General features: G+C 60.8%; 21 protein-coding genes and 3 tRNA genes. 13 read left to right on the forward strand and 11 right to left on the reverse strand.

What is annotated here, in order from left to right; all coding sequences use genetic code 11:
• Positions 1–34: 34 nt before the first annotated feature.
• Positions 35–361, reverse strand: coding sequence for a preprotein translocase subunit YajC (gene yajC / locus IB285_RS08140; RefSeq protein WP_190787705.1), 327 nt, complete (start codon positions 359–361; stop codon positions 35–37).
• Between the two features lie 239 nt (positions 362–600).
• Here yajC and IB285_RS08145 point away from each other — a divergent pair.
• From IB285_RS08145 to IB285_RS08160, 4 genes are all read left to right on the forward strand, one after another.
• Positions 601–677: transfer RNA gene (locus IB285_RS08145), tRNA-Pro, on the forward strand.
• A 115-nt stretch (positions 678–792) separates the two neighbouring features.
• Positions 793–2,919, forward strand: a complete 2,127-nt coding sequence (locus IB285_RS08150) for a TonB-dependent receptor plug domain-containing protein (RefSeq protein WP_190787706.1) — start codon at positions 793–795, stop codon at positions 2,917–2,919.
• A gap of 65 nt (positions 2,920–2,984) precedes the next feature.
• Positions 2,985–3,875, forward strand: coding sequence for an HpcH/HpaI aldolase/citrate lyase family protein (locus IB285_RS08155; protein ID WP_234033095.1), 891 nt, complete (start codon positions 2,985–2,987; stop codon positions 3,873–3,875).
• 71 nt (positions 3,876–3,946) lie between these two features.
• Entirely contained in the window at positions 3,947–4,360 is a 414-nt protein-coding gene (locus tag IB285_RS08160; protein WP_190787707.1) for a holin family protein, read from the forward strand.
• A 53-nt stretch (positions 4,361–4,413) separates the two neighbouring features.
• Here the strand turns inward: IB285_RS08160 and IB285_RS08165 are convergent, their stop codons facing one another.
• Complete coding sequence (locus IB285_RS08165; RefSeq protein WP_190787708.1) at positions 4,414–4,797, reverse strand: BLUF domain-containing protein; 384 nt, start codon at positions 4,795–4,797, stop codon at positions 4,414–4,416.
• 123 nt (positions 4,798–4,920) lie between these two features.
• On the opposite strand from IB285_RS08165, the gene IB285_RS08170 reads away from it, so the two are divergent.
• The 4 genes from IB285_RS08170 to IB285_RS08185 all read left to right on the forward strand — a co-directional run bounded on the left by IB285_RS08170 (position 4,921) and on the right by IB285_RS08185 (position 8,841).
• On the forward strand, positions 4,921–5,361 hold the full coding sequence (locus tag IB285_RS08170; protein WP_190787709.1) for a type II 3-dehydroquinate dehydratase: 441 nt from the start codon (positions 4,921–4,923) through the stop codon (positions 5,359–5,361).
• 91 nt (positions 5,362–5,452) lie between these two features.
• Positions 5,453–5,956, forward strand: coding sequence for an acetyl-CoA carboxylase biotin carboxyl carrier protein (gene accB, locus IB285_RS08175; protein ID WP_407925604.1), 504 nt, complete (start codon positions 5,453–5,455; stop codon positions 5,954–5,956).
• Positions 5,957–5,962: 6 nt separating this feature from the next.
• The gene (gene accC, locus IB285_RS08180; protein WP_190787710.1) at positions 5,963–7,312 is read left to right on the forward strand and encodes an acetyl-CoA carboxylase biotin carboxylase subunit; all 1,350 of its coding nucleotides are present in this window, start codon (positions 5,963–5,965) and stop codon (positions 7,310–7,312) included.
• A gap of 98 nt (positions 7,313–7,410) precedes the next feature.
• Positions 7,411–8,841 carry an NAD(P)/FAD-dependent oxidoreductase gene (locus IB285_RS08185; protein ID WP_190787711.1) on the forward strand — a complete coding sequence of 477 codons (1,431 nt, stop codon included), beginning with the start codon at positions 7,411–7,413 and terminating at the stop codon, positions 8,839–8,841.
• Positions 8,842–8,847: 6 nt separating this feature from the next.
• Here IB285_RS08185 and IB285_RS08190 read toward each other — a convergent pair whose 3' ends face one another.
• Genes IB285_RS08190 through IB285_RS08200 form a run of 3 tightly spaced genes read right to left on the reverse strand, consistent with a single transcriptional unit; the run spans position 8,848 to position 10,155 of the window.
• On the reverse strand, positions 8,848–9,237 hold the full coding sequence (locus IB285_RS08190; protein WP_190787712.1) for a hypothetical protein: 390 nt from the start codon (positions 9,235–9,237) through the stop codon (positions 8,848–8,850).
• 13 nt (positions 9,238–9,250) lie between these two features.
• Complete coding sequence (locus IB285_RS08195; protein WP_190787713.1) at positions 9,251–9,697, reverse strand: GFA family protein; 447 nt, start codon at positions 9,695–9,697, stop codon at positions 9,251–9,253.
• On the reverse strand, positions 9,694–10,155 hold the full coding sequence (locus IB285_RS08200) for an Lrp/AsnC family transcriptional regulator (protein WP_190787714.1): 462 nt from the start codon (positions 10,153–10,155) through the stop codon (positions 9,694–9,696). Before IB285_RS08200 ends, IB285_RS08195 begins: the two co-directional genes overlap by 4 nt.
• A gap of 249 nt (positions 10,156–10,404) precedes the next feature.
• On the opposite strand from IB285_RS08200, the gene IB285_RS08205 reads away from it, so the two are divergent.
• The 5 genes from IB285_RS08205 to IB285_RS08225 all read left to right on the forward strand — a co-directional run bounded on the left by IB285_RS08205 (position 10,405) and on the right by IB285_RS08225 (position 14,396).
• Positions 10,405–12,207, forward strand: coding sequence for a HAMP domain-containing histidine kinase (locus IB285_RS08205; RefSeq protein ID WP_190787715.1), 1,803 nt, complete (start codon positions 10,405–10,407; stop codon positions 12,205–12,207).
• 144 nt (positions 12,208–12,351) lie between these two features.
• Positions 12,352–12,428, forward strand: a tRNA-Ile gene (locus IB285_RS08210).
• Between the two features lie 35 nt (positions 12,429–12,463).
• Positions 12,464–12,540: transfer RNA gene (locus IB285_RS08215), tRNA-Pro, on the forward strand.
• 161 nt (positions 12,541–12,701) lie between these two features.
• A complete protein-coding gene (locus IB285_RS08220; protein ID WP_190789041.1) occupies positions 12,702–13,901 on the forward strand; it encodes a tyrosine-type recombinase/integrase in 1,200 nt (399 codons plus the stop codon).
• A gap of 9 nt (positions 13,902–13,910) precedes the next feature.
• Positions 13,911–14,396 carry a hypothetical protein gene (locus tag IB285_RS08225; RefSeq protein ID WP_234033096.1) on the forward strand — a complete coding sequence of 162 codons (486 nt, stop codon included), beginning with the start codon at positions 13,911–13,913 and terminating at the stop codon, positions 14,394–14,396.
• Positions 14,397–14,399: 3 nt separating this feature from the next.
• Here IB285_RS08225 and IB285_RS08230 read toward each other — a convergent pair whose 3' ends face one another.
• The 6 genes from IB285_RS08230 to gpW form a co-directional block, all read right to left on the reverse strand.
• Positions 14,400–16,073 carry a phage terminase large subunit family protein gene (locus IB285_RS08230; RefSeq protein ID WP_190787717.1) on the reverse strand — a complete coding sequence of 558 codons (1,674 nt, stop codon included), beginning with the start codon at positions 16,071–16,073 and terminating at the stop codon, positions 14,400–14,402.
• Positions 16,074–16,149: 76 nt separating this feature from the next.
• Complete coding sequence (locus IB285_RS08235; protein WP_190787718.1) at positions 16,150–16,650, reverse strand: hypothetical protein; 501 nt, start codon at positions 16,648–16,650, stop codon at positions 16,150–16,152.
• Positions 16,643–17,155 (reverse strand): terminase small subunit, encoded by a 513-nt coding sequence (locus IB285_RS08240; protein WP_190787719.1) that lies wholly within the window; start codon positions 17,153–17,155, stop codon positions 16,643–16,645. The genes IB285_RS08235 and IB285_RS08240 overlap by 8 nt, the downstream gene beginning before the upstream one ends.
• Positions 17,156–17,413: 258 nt before the next feature.
• Positions 17,414–19,453, reverse strand: a complete 2,040-nt coding sequence (locus IB285_RS08245; RefSeq protein WP_190787720.1) for an AAA family ATPase — start codon at positions 19,451–19,453, stop codon at positions 17,414–17,416.
• Complete coding sequence (locus IB285_RS08250) at positions 19,453–19,788, reverse strand: DUF2190 family protein (RefSeq protein ID WP_190789042.1); 336 nt, start codon at positions 19,786–19,788, stop codon at positions 19,453–19,455. The genes IB285_RS08245 and IB285_RS08250 overlap by 1 nt, the downstream gene beginning before the upstream one ends.
• Complete coding sequence (gpW, locus tag IB285_RS15190) at positions 19,788–20,018, reverse strand: gpW family head-tail joining protein (RefSeq protein ID WP_190787721.1); 231 nt, start codon at positions 20,016–20,018, stop codon at positions 19,788–19,790. Before gpW ends, IB285_RS08250 begins: the two co-directional genes overlap by 1 nt.
• Position 20,019 lies beyond the last annotated feature (1 nt).

Here is a 20,019-nt window from a genome sequence, read left to right on the forward strand (position 1 = left end):
TCTCAGTCGTATTCAGGGAAATGCGTGTCGCGGATCAGTCGTTGGCTGCGCTGCCGCCCGGCGGAATGATGTCGCCGATCGTGTGCTTTACGGCCTTGACGCGGACATCCTTTGCCAGATCGATTTCGACATAGGTGTCGTCGACTTTCACCACCTTGCCGACAAGGCCTCCCTGGGTGATGACCTGATCGCCCTTCTTCAGCCCGGCAACCTTCTCCTGATGCTCTTTCGTCCGCTTCATCTGCGGACGGATGATGAGGAACCAGAAGATCAGGATCATGCCGATGATCGGCAGCCAGTTGATCCAGGCTGGCGGCGCTTCACCAGCGGCTGCGCCTGCGGCGGCGAGAATTTCAAGCATGTGTCATGAACCCAGTAAACGATAGCAGAAACGTGCGTCTGGATTGGGCCGGCAGCGTAATCCGCTTTCGACATCCTCCCCTTCGGCTACAGGTGGGCGCGCGTAGCAGCATTGCAAGCGCCCCGCAATCGACCCGCACAATCCTGCCCGCAGCTTTCATCGAAATTCCATCGGGCGCTCGCAGCAATCGCGCTTGCAAGGGGACATTCATCCCCGTATAGGCCGCGCCTCCACTGGAACGGGACGTAGCGCAGCCTGGTAGCGCATCACACTGGGGGTGTGGGGGTCGCTGGTTCGAATCCAGTCGTCCCGACCAGTGGAACGTTTGTCGAAAATTGCCGTTCGGTTTCAAGCTTAGCGCTTGTCTCACAACAATATTCGTTCATGGCGCTGATTTAAACGTGCGCGCAGCGAAAGCATAAATTCGGCCAATGCCAGTCCCCTCGCTCCTGATCGCGACCGCTAGCGGTGCGCTGGCTGTCATACCGGCGAACGAGGCTGCCGCAGACACGCAACCCGTCGGGGACGATGGCGCAGCCTCGGCGCAGGAAGGTTCGAGCGAAACAGGCTCTGCGAGAACGCGCCGCGTCTTCACACCTGCCGATTTCGAGCGGTTTGCCCCGCGCAGCGCCCTCGACATGGCGGAGCAGATTCCGGGGTTCACGATCCGTTCGAGTGGCGGCAATCGCGGCCTTGGCCAGGCCGATACCAATGTCATCATCAATGGCCAGCGCATATCGGGCAAGTCGAACGGCCCGGTAGAAGCGCTTCAGCGCATCCCGGCCGAAGAAGTGGTCAGGCTGGAAATTGTCGATGGCGCAAGCCTCGATATCGGCGGTCTGACCGGGCAGGTCCTCAACGTCATCACCCGTTCCACCGGCGGGGTCACCGGGCAATTCCGGTACTCGGCGGAGTGGCGCTCCTTCGGTGTTCCGTTTCGGTGGGGTGACGGACAAATTTCCCTCGCCGGAGGCGGGGAAAACACCGAATGGACACTAAGCTTCGAAAACGACGCCGCGCGCCGCGGCAATGAAGGGATCGAGCGGGTATTCGATGCCGAAGACATCGTGATCGACACGCGCGATGAACAGGCAAACTTCAATTTCGACCGTCCCACGCTGTCGGGCTCATTTGCCCGCACCGCCGCGAATGGGAATATCCTCAACGTAACCGGTAGCGTCGGCGGCAACATCCGCCGCAACAGCGAAGTGTCGCTACGCACCGGCCTTATCGATCCCATCGACCGGGTACGAACTTTCACCTCGGACGAAGACGAGTTTAATTACGAGATCGGTGCCGATTACGCCTTTTCGCTCGGCGGCGGGCAGCTGAAGCTGATCGGCTACAATCGCTACGAAGACAGCCCTACTAAATCCACTGTCATCACCAGCTTTGCAGACGGCAGCCCCTCGGAGGGGTCGGTCTTCAGGCGGGACGCGGACGAAGGCGAAACGATCCTTCGCGGCGAATACACGTTCGGCGCTCTTGGAGGCGATGTGCAGCTTGCGCTCGAAGGCGTGCGGAATTTCCTCGACATCGATTCCTCACTTGAGGAGCGCGATGATGCAGGCGAATTGCAGCCCATCCAGTTCGAAGGCGCGACGGCTCGGGTCGAAGAGGATCGGGCCGAAACCAGCGTGACTTACAGCCGCGCGCTCGCCCCGAGCCTGCAGATGCAGCTTTCGCTCGGCGGGGAATATTCACAGATCAGCCAAACCGGTCCTGCAGGTCTGACGCGGACATTTTACCGGCCCAAGGGATTTGCCGCGCTAGACTGGAAAGCGAACTCGACACTGAACCTGTCCGGCAGGGTCGAGCGCGTCGTCGGCCAGCTCAATTTCTTCGATTTCATCGCCACGACGGACCTCGACCAGGACCGGGTGGATGTCACCAACGCCAACCTGGTGCCTCCGCAAAGCTGGCTGTTCGAAGTGGAGGCGACGCAGGACCTCAGCGCGCTTGGCCTTGGCGCTCTGGGTTCGCTCAACCTGCGGGCGTTTCACGAAGAAATTAGCGATATCGTCGACCAGATCCCGATTGCCGGCGGCGGGGAAGCTCCCGGCAATATCGATGCAGCCACCGAAAGCGGGATCGAGGCCGAATTGACGCTGTTGTTCGACCCCATTGGCGTGAACGGTTTGCGGCTGGATGCCGAGGTCGAATGGGCCGACAGCGAGGTTCTGGACCCGCTGCTCGGCACGCCCCGCAGCCTATCGGACTTCGAATTCATCGAAGTGGATGTCGATTTGCGCAAGGACTTCATCGGCTCCCCATGGGCTGTTGGCGCATCATACAGCTTCGATGAAGATCGGCCGAGCGTGCGGCTGAACGAGATTTCGAGAGGAGTGGCAACCCGCGGGTTCGCGCGCGTTTTCGTGGAGCACAAGGACGTGTTCGGCATGACGGCGCGGTTTCGGGTGGGCAATCTGCTGGACCAGAGAGACAATTTCGACCGCACGATCTTTATCGACCGCGTCGCAGGCCTTGTCGATTTCCGCGAAGAGCGGCGACGGCGGTTCGGCACGATCTATTCGATCGATATCGAAGGGTCTTTCTGAGCGCCCGGCTGGCGGTTGCACCGCGTCCCTCACCCGCCTAATCGGTGCGCCGAGAGGATGACCCGATGACCGATACCCGCAATGCGCTTCCCCGAATGCGATCATGGCTATTTGCGCCGGGCGACAGCGAAAGGAAGATGGCGAAAGCGATCGCGAGCGAGGCCGATATCGCCCTGCTCGATCTGGAGGATTCGGTCACTCCCGAAAACAAGGCCGCAGCCAGGGAGGCTGTGGCTAGCGCAATTGCGGGCGCGGAAGATCGGTCGCGGGTATGGGTGCGCGTCAACCCGCTCTCCGGCGACTGGACCGAGGGCGATCTCGATGCGGTGGTTCCTGCAGGGCCAGGCGGCATTTTCCTGCCAAAGGCGGGGGGCGGCCACGATGTTGAACGGCTCGATGCCATGCTGACTGCGCGCGAAGTAGAGACAGGAATGGATGTCGGCGCGATCCGGGTCGCCGCGCTCGTGACCGAAACCGCAGCGGCGATGTTCACCACCGGCAGCTATGATGGCGCGCCCCGGCTCGTGGCGATGAGTTGGGGCGCGGAAGACCTCTCCAGCGAACTGGGCGCGCGCGAGCAGCGCGGTCCCGATGGCGAATACACTCATGTCTACGAAATGGCGCGGAGCCTGTGCCTGCTCGGCGCGGTCAAGGCCGGCGTTGCGCCGATTGAGACGGTGCAGCCCGAATTCCGCGACCTCGATGCCCTTTCGGCGCGGGCTAAAAGTGTGCGCGCGCAGGGGTTTCTCGGGATGCTCGCGATCCATCCAGCGCAGGTGGCGCCCATCAACGAGGCCTTCACGCCGAGCGCCGAGGAAATCGAGCACGCCCGCGCGGTGATCCAGGCATTCGCCGACAATCCGGGCGCAGGGACGGTATCGATGGACGGCAACATGCTCGACCGCCCTCACCTCGCGCTCGCTGAGCGGTTGCTCGCGGAGGCCGGCGAAGCGTAACGGGAACGTAGACTTTCCTACATGAACCTATATGGTTATATCTTGCGCAACTCAATCATCAGGAGCGCATTATGGCCATTCTCGAAACCCTGATCGGCCCCATCACTTCGATCATCGACAAGATCATCCCCGACAAGGAGGCCCGCGCGAAGGCCAAGCTTGAGCTCATAAAGCTCGAAGGCACTCAGGAAATGCGCATGATCGAGGCGCGTTTGCAGGCCATCGTTGCCGAAGCGCATTCGACGGACCCGTGGACGAGCCGCGCTCGGCCCAGCTTCCTTTACGTGATGTACGCTCTGATCCTGTGGGCTCTGCCGATGGGCATACTTGCGGCGTTCAATCCCGGTGCCGCGCGGGATATCGCCGCCGGAATGAACGCCTATCTCGCAGGGCTGCCCGAACCGCTCTACGCGCTCTTCGGCACCGGCTATCTCGGCTACACCGCTGCACGCCAGTGGGGTAAAGTCAAAGGAGTGGATAAATAGGCCAGTACGAAGACCTCATGTCGGACTCGTAGCTGCCCCCTAAGGTAGACGGGTTACGAGGCGAGAAATGCGTCGGCAGTCTGTCGCATATACGCAGGAACATCTCGCAATTCCGGTGCCACCTCACGCAGAGAAGTGGCACCGCTGGTGGGCATGAAGCGTTTCATGCGCCAGGTTCCAAAGGCCCTTTCGTCAATCGGCCTGCGATCAATTGTTTGGATGGATCGGTGGCGCGGATCATTCTCCAGCCGCTGGACAAGATCGTCGATGGAATCCTCGGGCCCCTCAATAACCTGAAAAAAACGTCCCGAGACGAATAGCAGGAACCCGGTGAGATCTGACTCGGCATTATTCTCAGCCGAGGTCTCGACGATCTTGAACACCTCACCCGCGCCGAGTTTGTCCGTCGCTTCGCTTTGATAGATCAGTCGAATCATGCGACCGCGTTCGCACAATAAGGTTAAGAAATCGGGCCAACCGCGGCCCGAATGTGCGCGCGTGAAGCAGCCACTATGGGTTAAGGATGGCCCGAGCTGGTCAGACCCGCTATCCCTTGAGCCATGACAAACACCGTCTACGTCCTCAACGGGCCAAACCTCAATCTGCTCGGCCTGCGCGAGCCCGAGATTTACGGGCGGGTCACGCTCGACGAGATCGCAGGAATGCTCGAAGATCGCGCGCTCGAATTGGGTCTTGCGATCGACATGCGCCAGACCAACCACGAAGGAATGCTGGTCGATTGGCTACACGAGGCGCAGGCCGAGGGCGCCCGCGCGGTGCTGCTCAATGCCGCCGCCTACACCCACACCTCGATCGCCCTGCTCGACGCGATCAAGGCCATCACTACCCCAGTCATCGAAGTGCACCTGTCGGACCCGAAGGTCCGCGAAGACTTCCGGCACGCCAGCTATGTCGGCATGGCCGCGGCGAAAACCGTCGAGGGGCACGGGCCCGATTCCTATCGCATAGCCCTTGAAGCCGTGGCCTCCGGCGAGGTCTGATCCCCTTTGTATTGCGCGTTTTGCATCGATTGCCACTTGCCAGCCGCAATTGGCGTGAATAGTCACATCCGAAACGACACAAGGGGTATGCATGGCTACGAGTAAGCCGGCGGCTGGTAAGAAATCCGGCATGAACATCGATGCAGCATTGGTCCGCGAGCTCGCCGAGCTCCTCAACGAGACCGGGCTTACCGAAATCGAAGTCGAGGATGACGACCGCAAGATCCGGGTATCGCGCGGCGGCGGGGTTGCGGTTCCGATGATGGCTGCTGCTCCCTCGCCCGCTCCAGTTGCTGCTCCCGCGCCCGCCGCGGCTGCGCCGACGCCTGCTCCGGCAGAGGCCCCCTCTGGTGAAGACCATGCGGACGCGCTCAAATCGCCCATGGTCGGCACCGTATATCTCGCCCCGGAACCGGGAGCTGCCAATTTCGTGAAGGTCGGGGACAAGGTTGCCGAGGGCGACACCATCCTGATCGTCGAGGCGATGAAGGTTATGAACCCGATCACCGCCGATCGTTCCGGAACGGTAAAGGCTATGCTGGTCGACAATGCGCAGCCGGTCGAATTCGACCAGCCGCTCGTCGTCATCGGTTAAGCCGCCATGAGCATTTCCCGCATCCTGATCGCCAATCGCGGCGAAATCGCGCTGCGCATCCACCGCGCGGCGCACGAAATGGGTATCGAGACAGTCGCGGTGCACTCCACCGCCGATGCCGATGCCATGCATGTGCGGCTGGCTGACCATGCGGTGTGCATCGGCCCGCCGTCTGCGACCGATAGCTATCTCAACCACGCCGCGATCATTTCCGCCGCCGAAGTCTCAGGCGCAGATGCGATCCATCCCGGCTACGGTTTCCTGTCCGAAAACGCCAAATTCGCGGAAATCGTCGAGGCGCACAACATCGCCTGGATCGGGCCGAAGCCCGAGCATATCAGAACCATGGGCGATAAGGTCGAGGCGAAACGGACCGCTGGCGCGCTCGGCATTCCGCTGGTGCCCGGTTCCGACGGCGCAGTCTCCGACCCCGAAGAAGCCAAGAAAATCGCGGCCGACATTGGATATCCCGTGATCATCAAGGCCGCATCCGGCGGCGGCGGGCGCGGTATGAAAGTCTGCGAGAGCGAGGACAAGCTCGCCAGCCTCATGCAGGCCGCCGGAAACGAAGCCAAATCCGCATTCGGCGACGCGACCGTTTACATCGAGAAATATCTCGGCAATCCGCGCCACATCGAATTCCAGGTTTTCGGCGACGGCAAGGGCAATGCGATCCATCTGGGCGAGCGTGACTGCTCGCTGCAGCGCCGCCACCAGAAGGTTCTCGAAGAGGCGCCCTCACCCATCATCTCTGATGAAGAGCGCGAGCGCATGGGCGACGTGTGCGCGCAGGCCATGCGCGATATGGGTTACCGCGGTGCTGGCACGATCGAGTTCCTTTGGGAGAACGGCGAGTTCTACTTCATCGAGATGAACACGCGCCTGCAGGTCGAACACCCGGTCACCGAAGCGATCACCGGGGTCGATCTTGTGCGCGAGCAGATCCGCATCGCGGATGGCAAGCCGCTGTCGGTTGCGCAGGACGAACTGGAGTTCCGCGGCCACGCGATCGAATGCCGGATCAATGCCGAGGATCCGTTCACCTTCGCCCCGTCACCCGGCGAAGTGACGTACTACCACGCCGCAGGCGGCCTGCATGTGCGCGTCGATTCAGGGCTTTATGCCGGGTACCGCATCCCGCCCTATTACGACTCCATGATCGCCAAGCTGATCGTTTACGGCCGCACCCGCGAAGGCTGCATCATGCGCCTGCGCCGCGCGCTTGAGGAAATGGTCGTCGAAGGCGTGAAAACGAACATTCCGCTCCACCAGGAATTGCTGCGGCAAAAGGATGTCCTGCACGGCGATTATTCGATCAAGTGGCTCGAGGAATGGCTGGAGCAACGCGAGGGGTGAACCGTTCCGGTTCGTCCCGAGATATGCCGGCATAGTAAGGCAGGCCCGCCCTTGCCGCAGCTTTGGGCACAAACGGAGCTTGTGGTAGTTGAGAGCGGATGAAGCACGAATCCGTTCTGGACGCCGGGGGCAGCGAAACCGCGGCTGAGACGTCAGCTGCCGCACCGGACGTGGCGCCTGACGCAGCCGCCATAGGGTTCCCGCGCGGTGAGAACTCATCCGATCGCAAAACCCAGATCGTCGTCGTCGGTGGGGGCGCGGGCGGGCTTGAGCTCGTGCGTAAGCTCGGCGCGAAATTCGGGCGCAAACATCACGACATCATTCTCGTCGACAAGAACCTCAGTCACATCTGGAAACCGCTTCTGCATGAGGTTGCGGCGGGATCGCTCGATGCCAATCTCGATGAGGTTGGATATCGCGGGCACTGCTACCGCTGGGGATACCGGTTTTTCCAGGGGAGCCTGGATGGGATCGACCGCGCGACGCGCACGATCAGCCTTGCTCCCATGTACGATGCCGACGGAAAGGAAGTGATCGCGGGCCACACGATCCGCTACGATTACCTTGTGCTCGCGGTGGGATCGATTTCGAACGATTTCGGTGTGCCGGGGGTCAAGGACCACTGCATCTATCTCGATTCGCGCGATCAGGCCGACCGGTTTCGGACCCGCTTGCTCAACCACTGCCTGCGCGTGAGCCGCGCGATGATGGCCAATCCCGACGCCAACGAGCAGGTGAAGATTGCCATCGTCGGCGCTGGTGCGACCGGAGTTGAACTGGCCGCGGAACTCTACAACGCGGCGGGTGCGCTGCGGCATTACGGGCTCGAGGTTTTCGATGAGAGCCGTTTGAATGTGACGCTACTGGAGGCGGGAGGACGAATTCTGCCTGCCCTGCCCGAGCGGCTATCGGATGCGGCGCGGCACGAGCTCACCGAACTGGGCGTGTCGGTAAAGGTCGATACGCAGGTCATCGAGGCGCGGCCTCGTACTCTCCTCACCAGCTCGGGCGAACAGATCGATGCCGACCTGATCGTATGGGCCGCCGGGGTCAAAGGCGCTGAATTTCTCAGCGAGCTTGGCCTTGAAACGAACCCGCGCAACCAGATCAAGGTGCGCGAGACGATGCAGACCGTCACCGATGACCGCATTTTCGCGCTCGGTGACTGCGCGTCCTACATTCCCGAAGGTGCGGATGCCCCGATCCCTCCGCGCGCGCAGGCGGCGCACCAGATGGCGAATACCGTGTTCGACAACATCGTTCGCTCGCTGAAGGGCAAAAAGCTCAAGACCTTTGTCTATCAGGACAAGGGATCGCTGATCTCGCTCAGCCGCTTTTCGACTGTCGGAAGCCTGATGGGAAATCTGGTCGGCGGCAGCCTCGCGGTCGAGGGCCGCATGGCGCGGTTCATCTATACCTCGCTTTACCGGCTCCATCTGCTCGGCATTCACGGCTGGGTGAAGGGGCTGTTCCTGATGATGATCGGGCGGGTGAACCGGATCGTGAGGCCCAAGCTGAAACTGCATTAGCGCCGGTTAGAAGTCGATTTTCACCCGCACTTCACCGCCCTGCGCAGAAAATCCGCCCACGCCCGTTTGAGTGCCGTTCAATTCCGCACTCGCATTGTCTGACAGTTGCCACTTCGCGCGGGGAACAGCGGAACCCTCGATCACTTCGTCGGCGGTGGGGCCGTAATCCGCTCCGAGGCGCGCGGAAAGCTCGGTTTCGCCGCAGACCACGATCTCGGGGTTGAAAGGATCGGGCTCCGGCTCTTCTTCGGCGCACTGTTTGGGCGGAGGGGCGAGCGAAATTAGATCGATCGCGATCGATCCATCGGCGCGCGTTTCTGTGGGCAGGTGCGGTTCGACAGCTTCAACCTGTTCATGCGGGGACACGGGTGGCGGAGGCGGTTCATCGATCATCATCCGCCAGCGTTCCTCATTCGAAACTGAAGCCGGCGGCTTTTGCCTCGGCGATGATTTCTGCGCCGGTCTTCATCGGGCTATCTTGAACGAGGTCGTACCAATCCGGTTTTTCATCGACGAAAATCTGGTGCTTGATCCCCAGCCCCTTGGGCAGGTCGAACATTCCGGCGAGGAAAGTCCGATTGCCGGTCGGCAGGAAACGAAACCAGAGGTTCGATCCGCATTTGCTGCAGAAGGCACGCTCGGCCCAGTCGCTGGACTTGTAGACCGACACGAGTTCTTCGCCCTTCACGGTCGCACCGTCAGCCTCGATCCCTGCATACATCGAGCCGCCCCAGCGCTGGCACATCTCGCAATGGCAGATATCGACCTCGGGGTGTGCATCGGCGAGTGTGATCGTCACGCCCCCGCACAGGCACCGGCCATTGATCGGCTGAGCGATGCGATCCGCATTGCTCATAGAGGGACGCCGGGGACCTGTTTGGAGGTCCGGATGGTCAGCGAAGTCTTTACGCTTTCCACATTGGGCGCGGGCGTGAGCTTGCCAGTCAGGAATTCCTGAAAGCTCTGAAGGTCCTGGCTGACGATCTTCAGGATGAAGTCGATCTCTCCGTTCAGCATATGGCACTCACGCACCTCGGGCAGTCCGGCCATGTGATCCTCGAACTCGCGCAAGGCACTTTCGGCTTGGCTCTTGAGGCTGACCATCGCGAATACGGTGATCGCGAAGCCAAGTTTCGAAGGATCGAGATCGGCGTGGTAGCCGCGAATGACACCGTCTTCCTCCAGTCCCCGGACCCGGCGAAGGCATGGCGGCGCGGTCAATCCGACGCGCTGCGCAAGTTCGACGTTGGTAACTCGCCCTTCGGCCTGCAATTCTGCCAGCAGGCGCTTGTCGATCTCGTCTAGATTGGCCATTGGTGGGCATCTCCCCAAAGCGTACAGGGCGGCGATCGCTCGCACACCATTTTGTTTTTGACCCCAAAGCGTAAGAACATGCCCGCGAGGATGCGCACAACGCTAATATTATTAGGTTTGCCAGCAATTGTCCCGCTTTGCAACGCACAGTCACTGTTCGCCCGTAACATATGCCGCATGGTGTAGGGCCGATGATGGAATCGGTGCGCTCGGAGCATGGAGCGCGCCCTGAATACAGCTGGAGCCTCGATGTTCTTTGACGACCGCCTTGCTACCGTGCTGCGCCATCGCGCCGCGAGCGAGGCGGGCGCGCGCACACAGTTCAGGCAATTGCTCGACATTCTGGGGAACCGCAAATTTGCACCGCAGGATGAGCGCAGCCAAAGCCTTGTCGCCGCTGCATGGCTGCGAATGGACAAGCTCGCCGAAGATATCCCGGCGGAGCACCGCGCGGCCATGGTTCGTGAAGCCGGTTGGCGGTTTCGCAGCGCCGATCTGGCCGCACACCTTGCCGATCACGAACCCGAGGTCGCGTCCGCCGCGCTCAATCGCGCGCAGCTATCCAGCGAAGACTGGACTGCGCTCATCCCCCGGTTGCCGGTTCGTGCGCGGGGCTTTCTGCGCTTGCGCCGCGATCTGCCGGTCGATGCGGAACAATTGCTGGAAAGGCTTGGCGTTTACGATCGCGGCCTGCCTCGTCCCGAAGAAGAGGCAACGCAAGAGGTAGCCAAGGCTCCAGCGGAGCCCGAACGGGCTCCACCTGCGCAAGCTGCGCCCCCTGCTCAAACCGGTTCCGCACCCGAAGCCGCCGCCGAGCTGCCGGAGGAACCGGTCGCCGACGAAGAACCACCGATGTTCCGCCCGGCCGATCCTGCCGATTCCGGTCGCAGCGAGATTTCCGCGCTGGTCGAGCGGATCGCCCAGTTCCGCCGCACCCGCGATGCCACGCCAACCGACACCGATCGCTCCCCGCGCCTGCCGCTGGGCGAGGTCACTCAGCCGCGCGATCGCATCATCAGGGGTTTTGGTTTTTCTGCCGACGTAAGCGGGCGGATCGATTGGGCCGAAAGCGAAATCGCGCCCATGGTCATCGGAACGCGGCTCACGCGGCCGCAGACGCTGGGGCGAAATGAAGACGAAACCCCGCTCGAGCGCGCCTTTGCCCGGCGTCTGCCGGTATCGATGGCGAATTTCCCGCTGCACGGCGCCGAAGCGATCGCGGGCGACTGGATAGTCGATGCGCAGCCCTCTTTCACCGATGAAGGCAACTTTGCAGGCTATCTCGGCCGCTTTCGGAGGCTCGGCGGAGCGGGAGATAAGCGGTTGTCACCCGCCGCGCAGGAGGCCGACCGGATTCGCCAGCTGCTCCACGAACTGCGCACGCCTGTCACCGCGGTTCAGGGTTACGCGGAAGTCATCCAGCAGCAACTGTTCGGCCCCGCCCCCCATGAATATCGCGCGCTGGCGGCCGCCATCGCAGCCGACGCGGCGAGGATTCTTGCCGGGTTTGAGGAACTCGACCGGCTGGCCAAACTCGAAACAGGCGCGATCGACATCGAGGAAGGCGCGACCGATCTTGCCGACATCGTCGGGCGTATCACCAAGCAGATCGGTCAGGTTTTGAGAGCGCGGATGGCCGGTGTCGATTTCGATCCCGAAGCCGCTGGGCCGGTGTTCGTTTCGCTCGATCCGGACGATTGCGAAGCGCTGATCTGGCGGCTGCTCGCAACGCTCGGCGGACTGTGTGCATCGGGCGAGATGCTCTTCGCGACGATCGAAACCGATGCTGTTCAGGCTCGGCTGGGCTGCGAACTGCCCGCAAGTCTCATCGCGGAAGAAGATGTGTTCGCCGCCGATGCCAAACCGGTCGACACCGCGATCAATGCCGGGCTCTTTGGCGCGGGGTTCGCCTTGCGCCTGGCGCGCGCCGAAGCTCGCAGCGCGGGCGGCAACCTGATCGTGGAGGACGACGCGGTCACACTGACGCTGCCGCTTCCTTCAGGATCGGAAATGGAACCGAGCAAGGCGGAAGATCGGCAGGCCGCTGGCTGACGCCTGCATTGGGGCGTGTTTCCCACCGCCTGCGCGGGAATTTGGCCGCTTCAGCAGGAAATTCTCACATTTGCGGAGGCTTGTGCTTGTGAATCGCAAAACACCGCTGTAGGGGCCGTGCTCGTTCGCTCGAAGTGACCTCGTGGGCCTGTAGCTCAGTTGGTTAGAGCTGGCCGCTCATAACGGCTAGGTCGCGGGTTCGAGTCCTGCCGGGCCCACCATTTCGTCATGGCGGTGCGAACGAAGAGATGAATGTCGGGGAGTGGCGCAGCCAGGTAGCGCACCTGTTTTGGGTACAGGGGGTCGGAGGTTCGAATCCTCTCTCCCCGACCATCTCATCGTCTCATGTGGTCCCATTGCCTCTCAGGGACCGCAGAAAACAGCGAAATTTGGCCATTTTTCGTTGAATAAGCGTCTCATGCCTTCTCATGGCATCTCACGGATTTGTTGGGCTGTATGTTGTCAAAGCCCAACGTCGCTGCGAAAAGCCCAACATGGCACTTTCGGACACAAAGCTTCGCAGCCTCAAGCCTCGTGAGAAAACATATAAGCTCGCGGATGGTGGAGGGCTGATAATCGCGGTTTCGCCAAAGGGGCGAAAAACGTGGAAACTAGCCTATCGATTCGCAGGGAAACAAAAGGAGCTTACGGGCGGGACATACCCGTCGGTTGGGCTTGCGGCTGCGCGGACTTGGCGCGACAAAGCGAAAGCCCAACTATCCGAGGGCATTGATCCGAGCGAGGCACGCAAACAAGCTCGGCGGCAAATCGAACTTGAAGATGCAAATAGCTTTGAGCAAGTCGCTCGTGAGTGGCACGAGAGCCGGAAGCCGAGGTGGAGCGAGCGCTATGCTTGGATCACACTTCGTAGGCTCGAAGCAGATATTTTCCCTGAAATTGGCGACGTGCCCATCTCCAAATTGGCATCGAGGCAGATACTAGCGGCAGTACGCAAAGTCGAAGATCGCGGCTCAATTGAGATGGCCAAGCGCTTGAACAGCATCGTCGGTGAGGTGTTTCAGTATGCCGTGGCGCTTCAACTTGCAGAGCGAGACCCATCCAAGGACCATTTGGGCGCTCTGAGGAAACGCATCCCTGTTCAGCATCACAAGGCACTTCCACAACGTGAATTGCCTCAGTTCTTCGAAAGACTCCACGCTGATCCCCCAGAGCCCATGACGACGATCGCCCTTCTTTTCACGATTTACACCATGGTCAGAACGAACGAGACCCGTTTCGCAGTTTGGAGCGAGTTAGAGAATCTGGACGGCAAAAAGCCACTTTGGCGCATTCCGGCGAAGCGGATGAAGATGCGATACGAGCACCTGGTGCCGCTCACGCCCACAGTTGTCGCGCTGTTGAAGGAATTACGCGCACTTCGACTTCCCGGCCCTCACCTATTCCCAGGGCTCAGAAAAGGGGTGATGAGCGAGAATACAATGCTCTTTGCTCTGTACAGGCTAGGGTACAAGGGGAAGGCAACTGTTCACGGCTTTCGTGGATTGGCTTCCACTGTTCTCAACGAATCGGGCAAATTTCAATCTGACTGGATCGAACGGCAGTTGGCCCATGATGAAAGGAACCAGGTGCGGGCAGCATACAATTCGGCACAGTACCTCCCAAAGCGGCGCGAAATGCTAGAATGGTGGGCACAATATCTCGACAACAGACGGGCCGAAGCGGCATTGCTCTAGCTCGCCCAATTGACGCGCACCATGCCAGGAGAAGAGAGTTTGCGAAGCAATGAACCCGAAACAAAAGAAACACATATCAATTGGCGACTGCCTAACTTTTTCACCTACGCATTGTTCGTCCTACTTCTTATCGCTCTAAATACTGAATCACCAGGCCAGTACTTCGACAGTATCGAGGACTCCGACATAAACAGCGTCACAGTCGGGGTGCTTGCAATCCTAACTCGCTGGAATGCGACGCTGTACGCTGATCGGGTTGACGCGTTCAATCCGCCTACCCCTCTCGATGCCAAAAGAGCCAATGAGCAAGTGAAGGCTCTTGCAAATGCCATAAACGCGATTGCCGCTGCCGCACTGATAGCCGTTTGTGTAAAGCAACTACCCCTCGATGAGCCAAATTATACGCTTATCGTAATAACGGCAGGATTTGCTTTCTGGGTCCATACAGGGGGACGAAATCTATTGGGGCGTCTGAAAGACGAGTCGACAAGCTAGGCTTCATCCTATCCATTTCGATCGGATAACGGGCGCCTTCGCTTTAGGCGCGGCGCGGCTGGAAAGTTCCTCTTCGCGCCGCTCAGGATTTGCAGCAACTAGTTCGCGCGCTGCCGTCGCATAGACAACGCAGTCGAGAGCTTCAGCGCGCCGCCCGGCGATGCGAACGAATTGCCGGACCGGGCGGCCACGGTGATACCGTATGACGCGCCGCTCGCTCGCCAATTGCTCGTACCATTCCTCGCTGAGCGTGTCGCTGAAGCGCATCGAACGCCCATGCACGAGTCGCTGCAAGAGATTCGCTTTCAGCCCGTCCACACCTACGAGGAAAAGCCGAGTCCCTTTCGATTTCGACATTTGCAGCGCGGGCCGATTGCCGCTTACGCCCTTCCCAGCCACCACGCGCCACCCATAGCGGGCATGGGCGAAGCGATATACGAGATCGGTCACACCACCGTCGCCGGAATCGATCAGTGCTGCGTCAATTCGGAGCGTGCCGCCTTTCGGATGTTCCCATTTCGACTTGAGAAAGTCGTCCAATTCGATCCAGGTCGAGTCCTCGTGCGATGCTCCCCAAATCACATGGTGAGCGAGCACAAGGCACTCATCGCGAGACCAGCCGAGCAAGGTGGTTTCCAGCCGGTCGTCTTGTACGTCGACTCCGGCTGTTACGAAGAGGACTTCGGGCGGAATGTCATCTAATCCGAACGGCTCAGCCCGCGACTTCAGCTTACCCTCGTCAATCTCCTCGGCAGCCTCGCGCCACCCTTCCGCGAGGATGGTGTTGACGAAAACCTGAAGCTCATCAGGCCCATTCCGCTTAGCTTGGACGAACTCGGAAGCAAGAACACCCCACGAAGCGTTTTTTAGCGTGCTCACGAGCGCGTTGAGCCGGAAACCCGCATGACCTTCTACATGAGGCGCAGTGGCTCGCCAGACGCCGTTCTCGACCATTTGAGCCTTGTGACGCTCATCGATCATCGATCGGCAGTGTGGACACTCAAATGACGCCGTCTCGGGCTTGTCCGGCTCCCATTTGATGTGCCCCCAGAGAATTTCGGTGAAAGTGCCGCACTCGGGACAAGGGACCTCAAACGTGCGCTGATCGGACCCGCGATAGGCGCGCAAAATGTTGGACGTGTCTTCGAGAGTGGGCGTTGAGCCTGAGATAATCTTACGGTTGGCGAAGCTAAGTGTGCGTTGCTCGGCCAAGGCGAGCGGGTTGCCTTCGACCGTCGGCTCCATTGCGTCTACTTCGTCCATCAAGAGGATGCGAACCGTGTGCGCTCGAAGGTTGCGAGGCGACTTTGCCGCGACAATCTTGAGGCTCCCACCAGGAAAGCGCCGCGACAGAAGCGTATTGCGCCCCCGCTCGCGCCCATCATCGGAGAGGAGGCCTTGCCGGGCCGGACTCGCTTCGAAGATCGGCTCCACGTCGCTCGTCATGTAGTTCCGGCAATCGTCCTGCGTCGGCAAGAGGCACATGATAGGCGAGGGTTCATTCGCGATGTAACTTGCCAGCGTCCCGGACAGCAACGTGGTAAAGCCCACGCGCACCGGCTTCACGATCGTGACCCTCGTCACCGATGGATCGCAAATTGCGTCGGCAATGCCCCGCTGATACGGCCACAGGCGGACAGGACCGGGAAGCGCTGAAACAGTTGAGGGCAGCCGCATTTCGGTTTCGATCCAATCGGCTAGCGAGAGGCGCGGCGGCGGCCTGAGGGCCTCAAGGGCGCTAGATCGAACTTGCTCAAGCACAGGCCGTCCGTTTCTCAAGCACGCGATCAAAAACCGATGGCCAGTACTTGTATTCTCGCTCGAAGTTGTCCGCCACGAGGCGTGCGTATGGCGTCCCCTCTTCGCGCAGGAAATCCAACAGGTCTTTAGCTTCAGCGGTGTATTTGATCCAAGCACGCGGGACACGACAGCTACGGTCGCCGTCGCGACGGTTATAGATTACCTCGCAATCGCGAACGATCATCAACTGCCAGATCATGCTTCCGGCTGCGTAATACATGGAGAACGGGGTGTGATATGACCCCCAACCGTGGACATAACCGTAGAGACCGGGCGCGAAAAGTTCGGGGCGCAATGCAAAAACTCCATCGCGGGCCGCCCTAGCTTCCACGTATCCTTCGAGCGGGTACTGGAATCCCTTCCGAATGAATGAGGTCGAGTCCTCGCTCGCCGCGCGCACCATGTACGAGAACCCACGTCCCGTCGGCTCTTCAGTCCATTGTTCATCAATCATCGGCTTTTCCTTTCGCGGTTTCTGTGAGGGCATCGCGCACTTCCCGATCGATCACGGCCACGTCATCGGCTGAAAGGTGAGCAAGTCGAGCTTGGACGCGGGCGGGGATTGAAAGCATTGCGGCGCGAACGGTCCGAAGGACGCCGCTCCATTCGCGCTCCACGTTCTCGGCTGGCACAAGCTCGCCGCGCGCCTGCGCATTCTTCAGCGCCACCGCATCGGCTTGCTCACGCTTCAGCCTCAGGTTCTCTTCCGCCAATGCCGACTTCGCGGTCCCCGTTGCGGGCCGCCCGTAGTGCGCCTGATCGCGCAACCACTCGCAATAGGTGCGAACCGACGCCTGAAGGTCGAAACGGTTCTTGCCGAGCTTCACGACATGGCCTTCGGTCTCATGCCGATAAATCTGGCGAGAGGACAAGCCGAGCCATTCGGCTAGCTCATCCGCCCTGCCTTCGACCGGACCAGGTGAGCCGAGCAAATCATCGATTCCGATCTCACCGGCCATTTTCGATTCCATTTTGAATTTTCTGTAGCGAGCCGAATTTCGCGCTCGGCGCTCCCCGCAACGGCGCACCCCGAGGGAAGGACCCAAGCCCAATCAGTCCGGGCATCGAACGGACCGGACTCCGGACCGCCCCTAAGGGGCGAGTCCGAGTCCGTCCGGTCCCGATTTCGACATGCCGCACCCCCTTCAAACCGGACTGGCGCGGACTCAGGCGGACTAAAGCGGACTCGCTGAGACGATGTGAGACACCATGGGACACTATTCGCTCTCCCAATCGAGATCGAAGCCGTCACTAGGGAGCGAGACAAAGCCACCATCGATCACGATCGCGTCTCGCCTTAGCAATTCGGCAATTGCGCGGGTGGCCACCCTGCGACGGCTATCCCTTGTTTCGGATGCTGAGACCTTGCGATCATCAATGCATGCCTCCCGGAAGTCAGACTCCGTCACCCGCCCACCCTCTTCGAGAAGGGTGTGCAGTCGGTTGAGCACGGCTTGCTCCGAAGGCTTCAGTCGCTCGGCCTTGGAGGGGAGCGAAGCCGCATTGACCTCTTGCACAAGCGGAGCGTTGATCGGGTCGCCGTCTTCGTCCTCCCCCAAGCTTTCGGTGGCAATGCAGAATGCGATAAGCCGGTCCATCGTACCGTTGCGGTTCTTCGAGAGCTTGCCTTTCGTCACACCCTGATCGCTCGGCATGAGTTGCAATGCGGCGTCTAACGCCCCGTTGAGCAAGCTATGACCGCGCGGAGTGGGCGTCCCGGCTTTCGTGTCATGGTGGACCAGGGCAACAGCCGCCCCGCCCTCAGTCAGTGAGCGTGAAATGGCCACCACACGGCCCATTGCGGCTGCGTCGTTCTCTTCGAGACCGGGAAAGGCGAGTGCGAGCGTATCGATGACCACGAGTTGCGGTTGCCAAGCGTCCACAAGTGCGCGGAGGGCGGTCAGGTCTCCGCTGTCCTCGCTGAGCAAGTCGGTGACGCCATCGACCAGCTTGAAGTCGTTGGCATCACCATAGCGCCGCTTCAGGGCCTTCACGCGCCCCCGCATCCCGTGTGCGTCCTCGGCAGCGACATAGAGCACCGGACCAGGTTTCACGCGCATTCCGAACGTCTCACGGCCCTGGGCGATCGCGTACCCGATATGCGGAGAGATGAGCGACTTGCCCGCCCCCGGCGCACCATAGATGCACACGAGGTCGCGCGGCGCGATCAGGCCCTTCACCACGTATCCGCGATTGGGCAAGTTCTCGCAGTCCGAAGGCGTTAGCACTTGCAGCGTGGACGGCTGGGGAGGTTCCCGCGTGCTCGGTTCCCAGCCGTAGCGCTTCGCAAGATCGAAGAGTGTGCCAATGGCGACGCCGCCAGACTTGCGGCTGAAGGACTCCCATTTGGCACGAACAGCGCGCGCGTCGTACTTCAGGCCACCTTTTGACCATTCATCGAAGAGCGTGCGACCTCTTGCAGAGCCGCGCGCCTCGTGGTGGAGCGCCATGCCGACCCTGCACCAGCCGTCATAGTCGGTGTCGAAGTCTTCAGCAGGAATAATTGCGAGTGCAGATCGGATACGCGGCCATTCCGGCTCCCGGCGAAAGTCCGAGTCATCGATCGAATGGGTTTCGGTGTTCGTCATGCGCTCGGTGTAAGGCTTGCCATCGCGACCGAGCGCCCCGGAACGCGTCCCGGTACAAAGGTCTAGTTCCTTGCCGCTTGATATCGCGGTTTCGATTTCCGCGCTCCCCGTGCGCCCGTAGAAATAGGCCTGAGCCGCCGTAAAGCTCTCTGGGGCAAGTGCGCCTTCGAGCACGCCGTTGAGCGCCGCCGTGAGGGCTTCCCGCTCGTTAGCAACAACCGAGCGGGAGAGCGGCACGAGAACGCGCCAGCGCGGGCTTTCGGATTTGTGTGAAGGGGTGGTGTAGATCAGTCCCGCAATGCCAGCGGCGCTCAACTTGGCGTGCGCGTCCGCAACGCTCAGAGTCCCTGCGTCGTGGTCGCCTTCGATCCCATGAACCGCTTCGATGTTGTCGGTATGACGCAGCGCCCCCTTGGCGCTCTTACGATCTCCGAAGGTGGCCAACTTGAGCAAGGGCAGCCGCTCTTTCGCGGACGCCGAAGTCTGCTCGATACGGGCCGCGAGTTCGTGCAGCGAAAGTTTCGCTCGCTCGCACTTGTCTCCGGCCAGATCGGGGAAAAGGGATACAGGCAGCCGCCTATCAAGCGCGGACGTGCCACCCAGCAAATCATCAATGCTTAGAGGGTCCGCGCCCGCAACACGGGACGCTGCGAGCGCGGAGTCAGTCATTAGAACGTATCGTTGAGACGAACGATTGCCGACGCCGACGGATTCGCCGCGTCCTTCACCGCCACGCCAATCAGCGCATTTGCGCCGCCACCGTCGCTACCCGTGACCAGGCTGTCACCAGAGTCAAAGTAAACGGGGTCGCCAGTGGACAGCGCTTCAGCGGCCACCTTGGGCAGGTCGAAAACGCCGCCGAGCGTGAGCACGAGCGGATCGCCGACGTTCGCGTTGATCGCTGCAATGCCGAAGATCGATCCCACGAAAACGAGATCGCCAGACTCGACGTTTGCGGGCGAGTCAACGTCGAGATGATTGCCCTTCTGTACGTAGTTTTTCATCACGAAATTCCTTTCGATGTACGGAAATGAATGGAGAGGGGTGGCCGCCGTCCCGCTACCTCCCGCTCAAGCGAGGCGATGTAGCGTTCGAGTGCCCGCATGGTGGTGGGGAAGTACCGGATGGATTCCCCACTCTGATCACGGACTTCGACAACGGACTCGCCGACACTCAGGCGGTGTAAGGCATCGCGGGCTTCGCTTAGCCTTTCGGAAGCGGAGACGGGGACCATT

This window comes from Erythrobacter rubeus, assembly GCF_014705715.1.
Classification (GTDB): Bacteria; Pseudomonadota; Alphaproteobacteria; order Sphingomonadales; family Sphingomonadaceae; genus Erythrobacter; species Erythrobacter rubeus.

Excerpts from the sequence above, each read along its gene's own strand:
- IB285_RS08165 (WP_190787708.1), bottom strand. The coding sequence starts at position 4,797 with ATGATTCGACTGATCTATCAAAGCGAAGCGACGGACAAACTCGGCGCG.
- IB285_RS08240 (WP_190787719.1), bottom strand. The coding sequence starts at position 17,155 with ATGGCCGGTGAGATCGGAATCGATGATTTGCTCGGCTCACCTGGTCCG.
- IB285_RS08205 (WP_190787715.1), top strand. The coding sequence starts at position 10,405 with ATGTTCTTTGACGACCGCCTTGCTACCGTGCTGCGCCATCGCGCCGCG.
- IB285_RS08250 (WP_190789042.1), bottom strand. The coding sequence starts at position 19,788 with ATGAAAAACTACGTACAGAAGGGCAATCATCTCGACGTTGACTCGCCC.
- IB285_RS08160 (WP_190787707.1), top strand. The coding sequence starts at position 3,947 with ATGGCCATTCTCGAAACCCTGATCGGCCCCATCACTTCGATCATCGAC.
- IB285_RS08150 (WP_190787706.1), top strand. The coding sequence starts at position 793 with ATGCCAGTCCCCTCGCTCCTGATCGCGACCGCTAGCGGTGCGCTGGCT.
- gpW (WP_190787721.1), bottom strand. The coding sequence starts at position 20,018 with ATGGTCCCCGTCTCCGCTTCCGAAAGGCTAAGCGAAGCCCGCGATGCC.
- accC (WP_190787710.1), top strand. The coding sequence starts at position 5,963 with ATGAGCATTTCCCGCATCCTGATCGCCAATCGCGGCGAAATCGCGCTG.
- IB285_RS08200 (WP_190787714.1), bottom strand. The coding sequence starts at position 10,155 with ATGGCCAATCTAGACGAGATCGACAAGCGCCTGCTGGCAGAATTGCAG.
- IB285_RS08185 (WP_190787711.1), top strand. The coding sequence starts at position 7,411 with ATGAAGCACGAATCCGTTCTGGACGCCGGGGGCAGCGAAACCGCGGCT.
- IB285_RS08230 (WP_190787717.1), bottom strand. The coding sequence starts at position 16,073 with ATGCGGCTGCCCTCAACTGTTTCAGCGCTTCCCGGTCCTGTCCGCCTG.
- IB285_RS08195 (WP_190787713.1), bottom strand. The coding sequence starts at position 9,697 with ATGAGCAATGCGGATCGCATCGCTCAGCCGATCAATGGCCGGTGCCTG.
- IB285_RS08235 (WP_190787718.1), bottom strand. The coding sequence starts at position 16,650 with ATGATTGATGAACAATGGACTGAAGAGCCGACGGGACGTGGGTTCTCG.
- IB285_RS08220 (WP_190789041.1), top strand. The coding sequence starts at position 12,702 with ATGGCACTTTCGGACACAAAGCTTCGCAGCCTCAAGCCTCGTGAGAAA.
- IB285_RS08245 (WP_190787720.1), bottom strand. The coding sequence starts at position 19,453 with ATGACTGACTCCGCGCTCGCAGCGTCCCGTGTTGCGGGCGCGGACCCT.
- IB285_RS08155 (WP_234033095.1), top strand. The coding sequence starts at position 2,985 with ATGACCGATACCCGCAATGCGCTTCCCCGAATGCGATCATGGCTATTT.
- accB (WP_407925604.1), top strand. The coding sequence starts at position 5,453 with ATGGCTACGAGTAAGCCGGCGGCTGGTAAGAAATCCGGCATGAACATC.
- IB285_RS08190 (WP_190787712.1), bottom strand. The coding sequence starts at position 9,237 with ATGATGATCGATGAACCGCCTCCGCCACCCGTGTCCCCGCATGAACAG.
- yajC (WP_190787705.1), bottom strand. The coding sequence starts at position 361 with ATGCTTGAAATTCTCGCCGCCGCAGGCGCAGCCGCTGGTGAAGCGCCG.
- IB285_RS08170 (WP_190787709.1), top strand. The coding sequence starts at position 4,921 with ATGACAAACACCGTCTACGTCCTCAACGGGCCAAACCTCAATCTGCTC.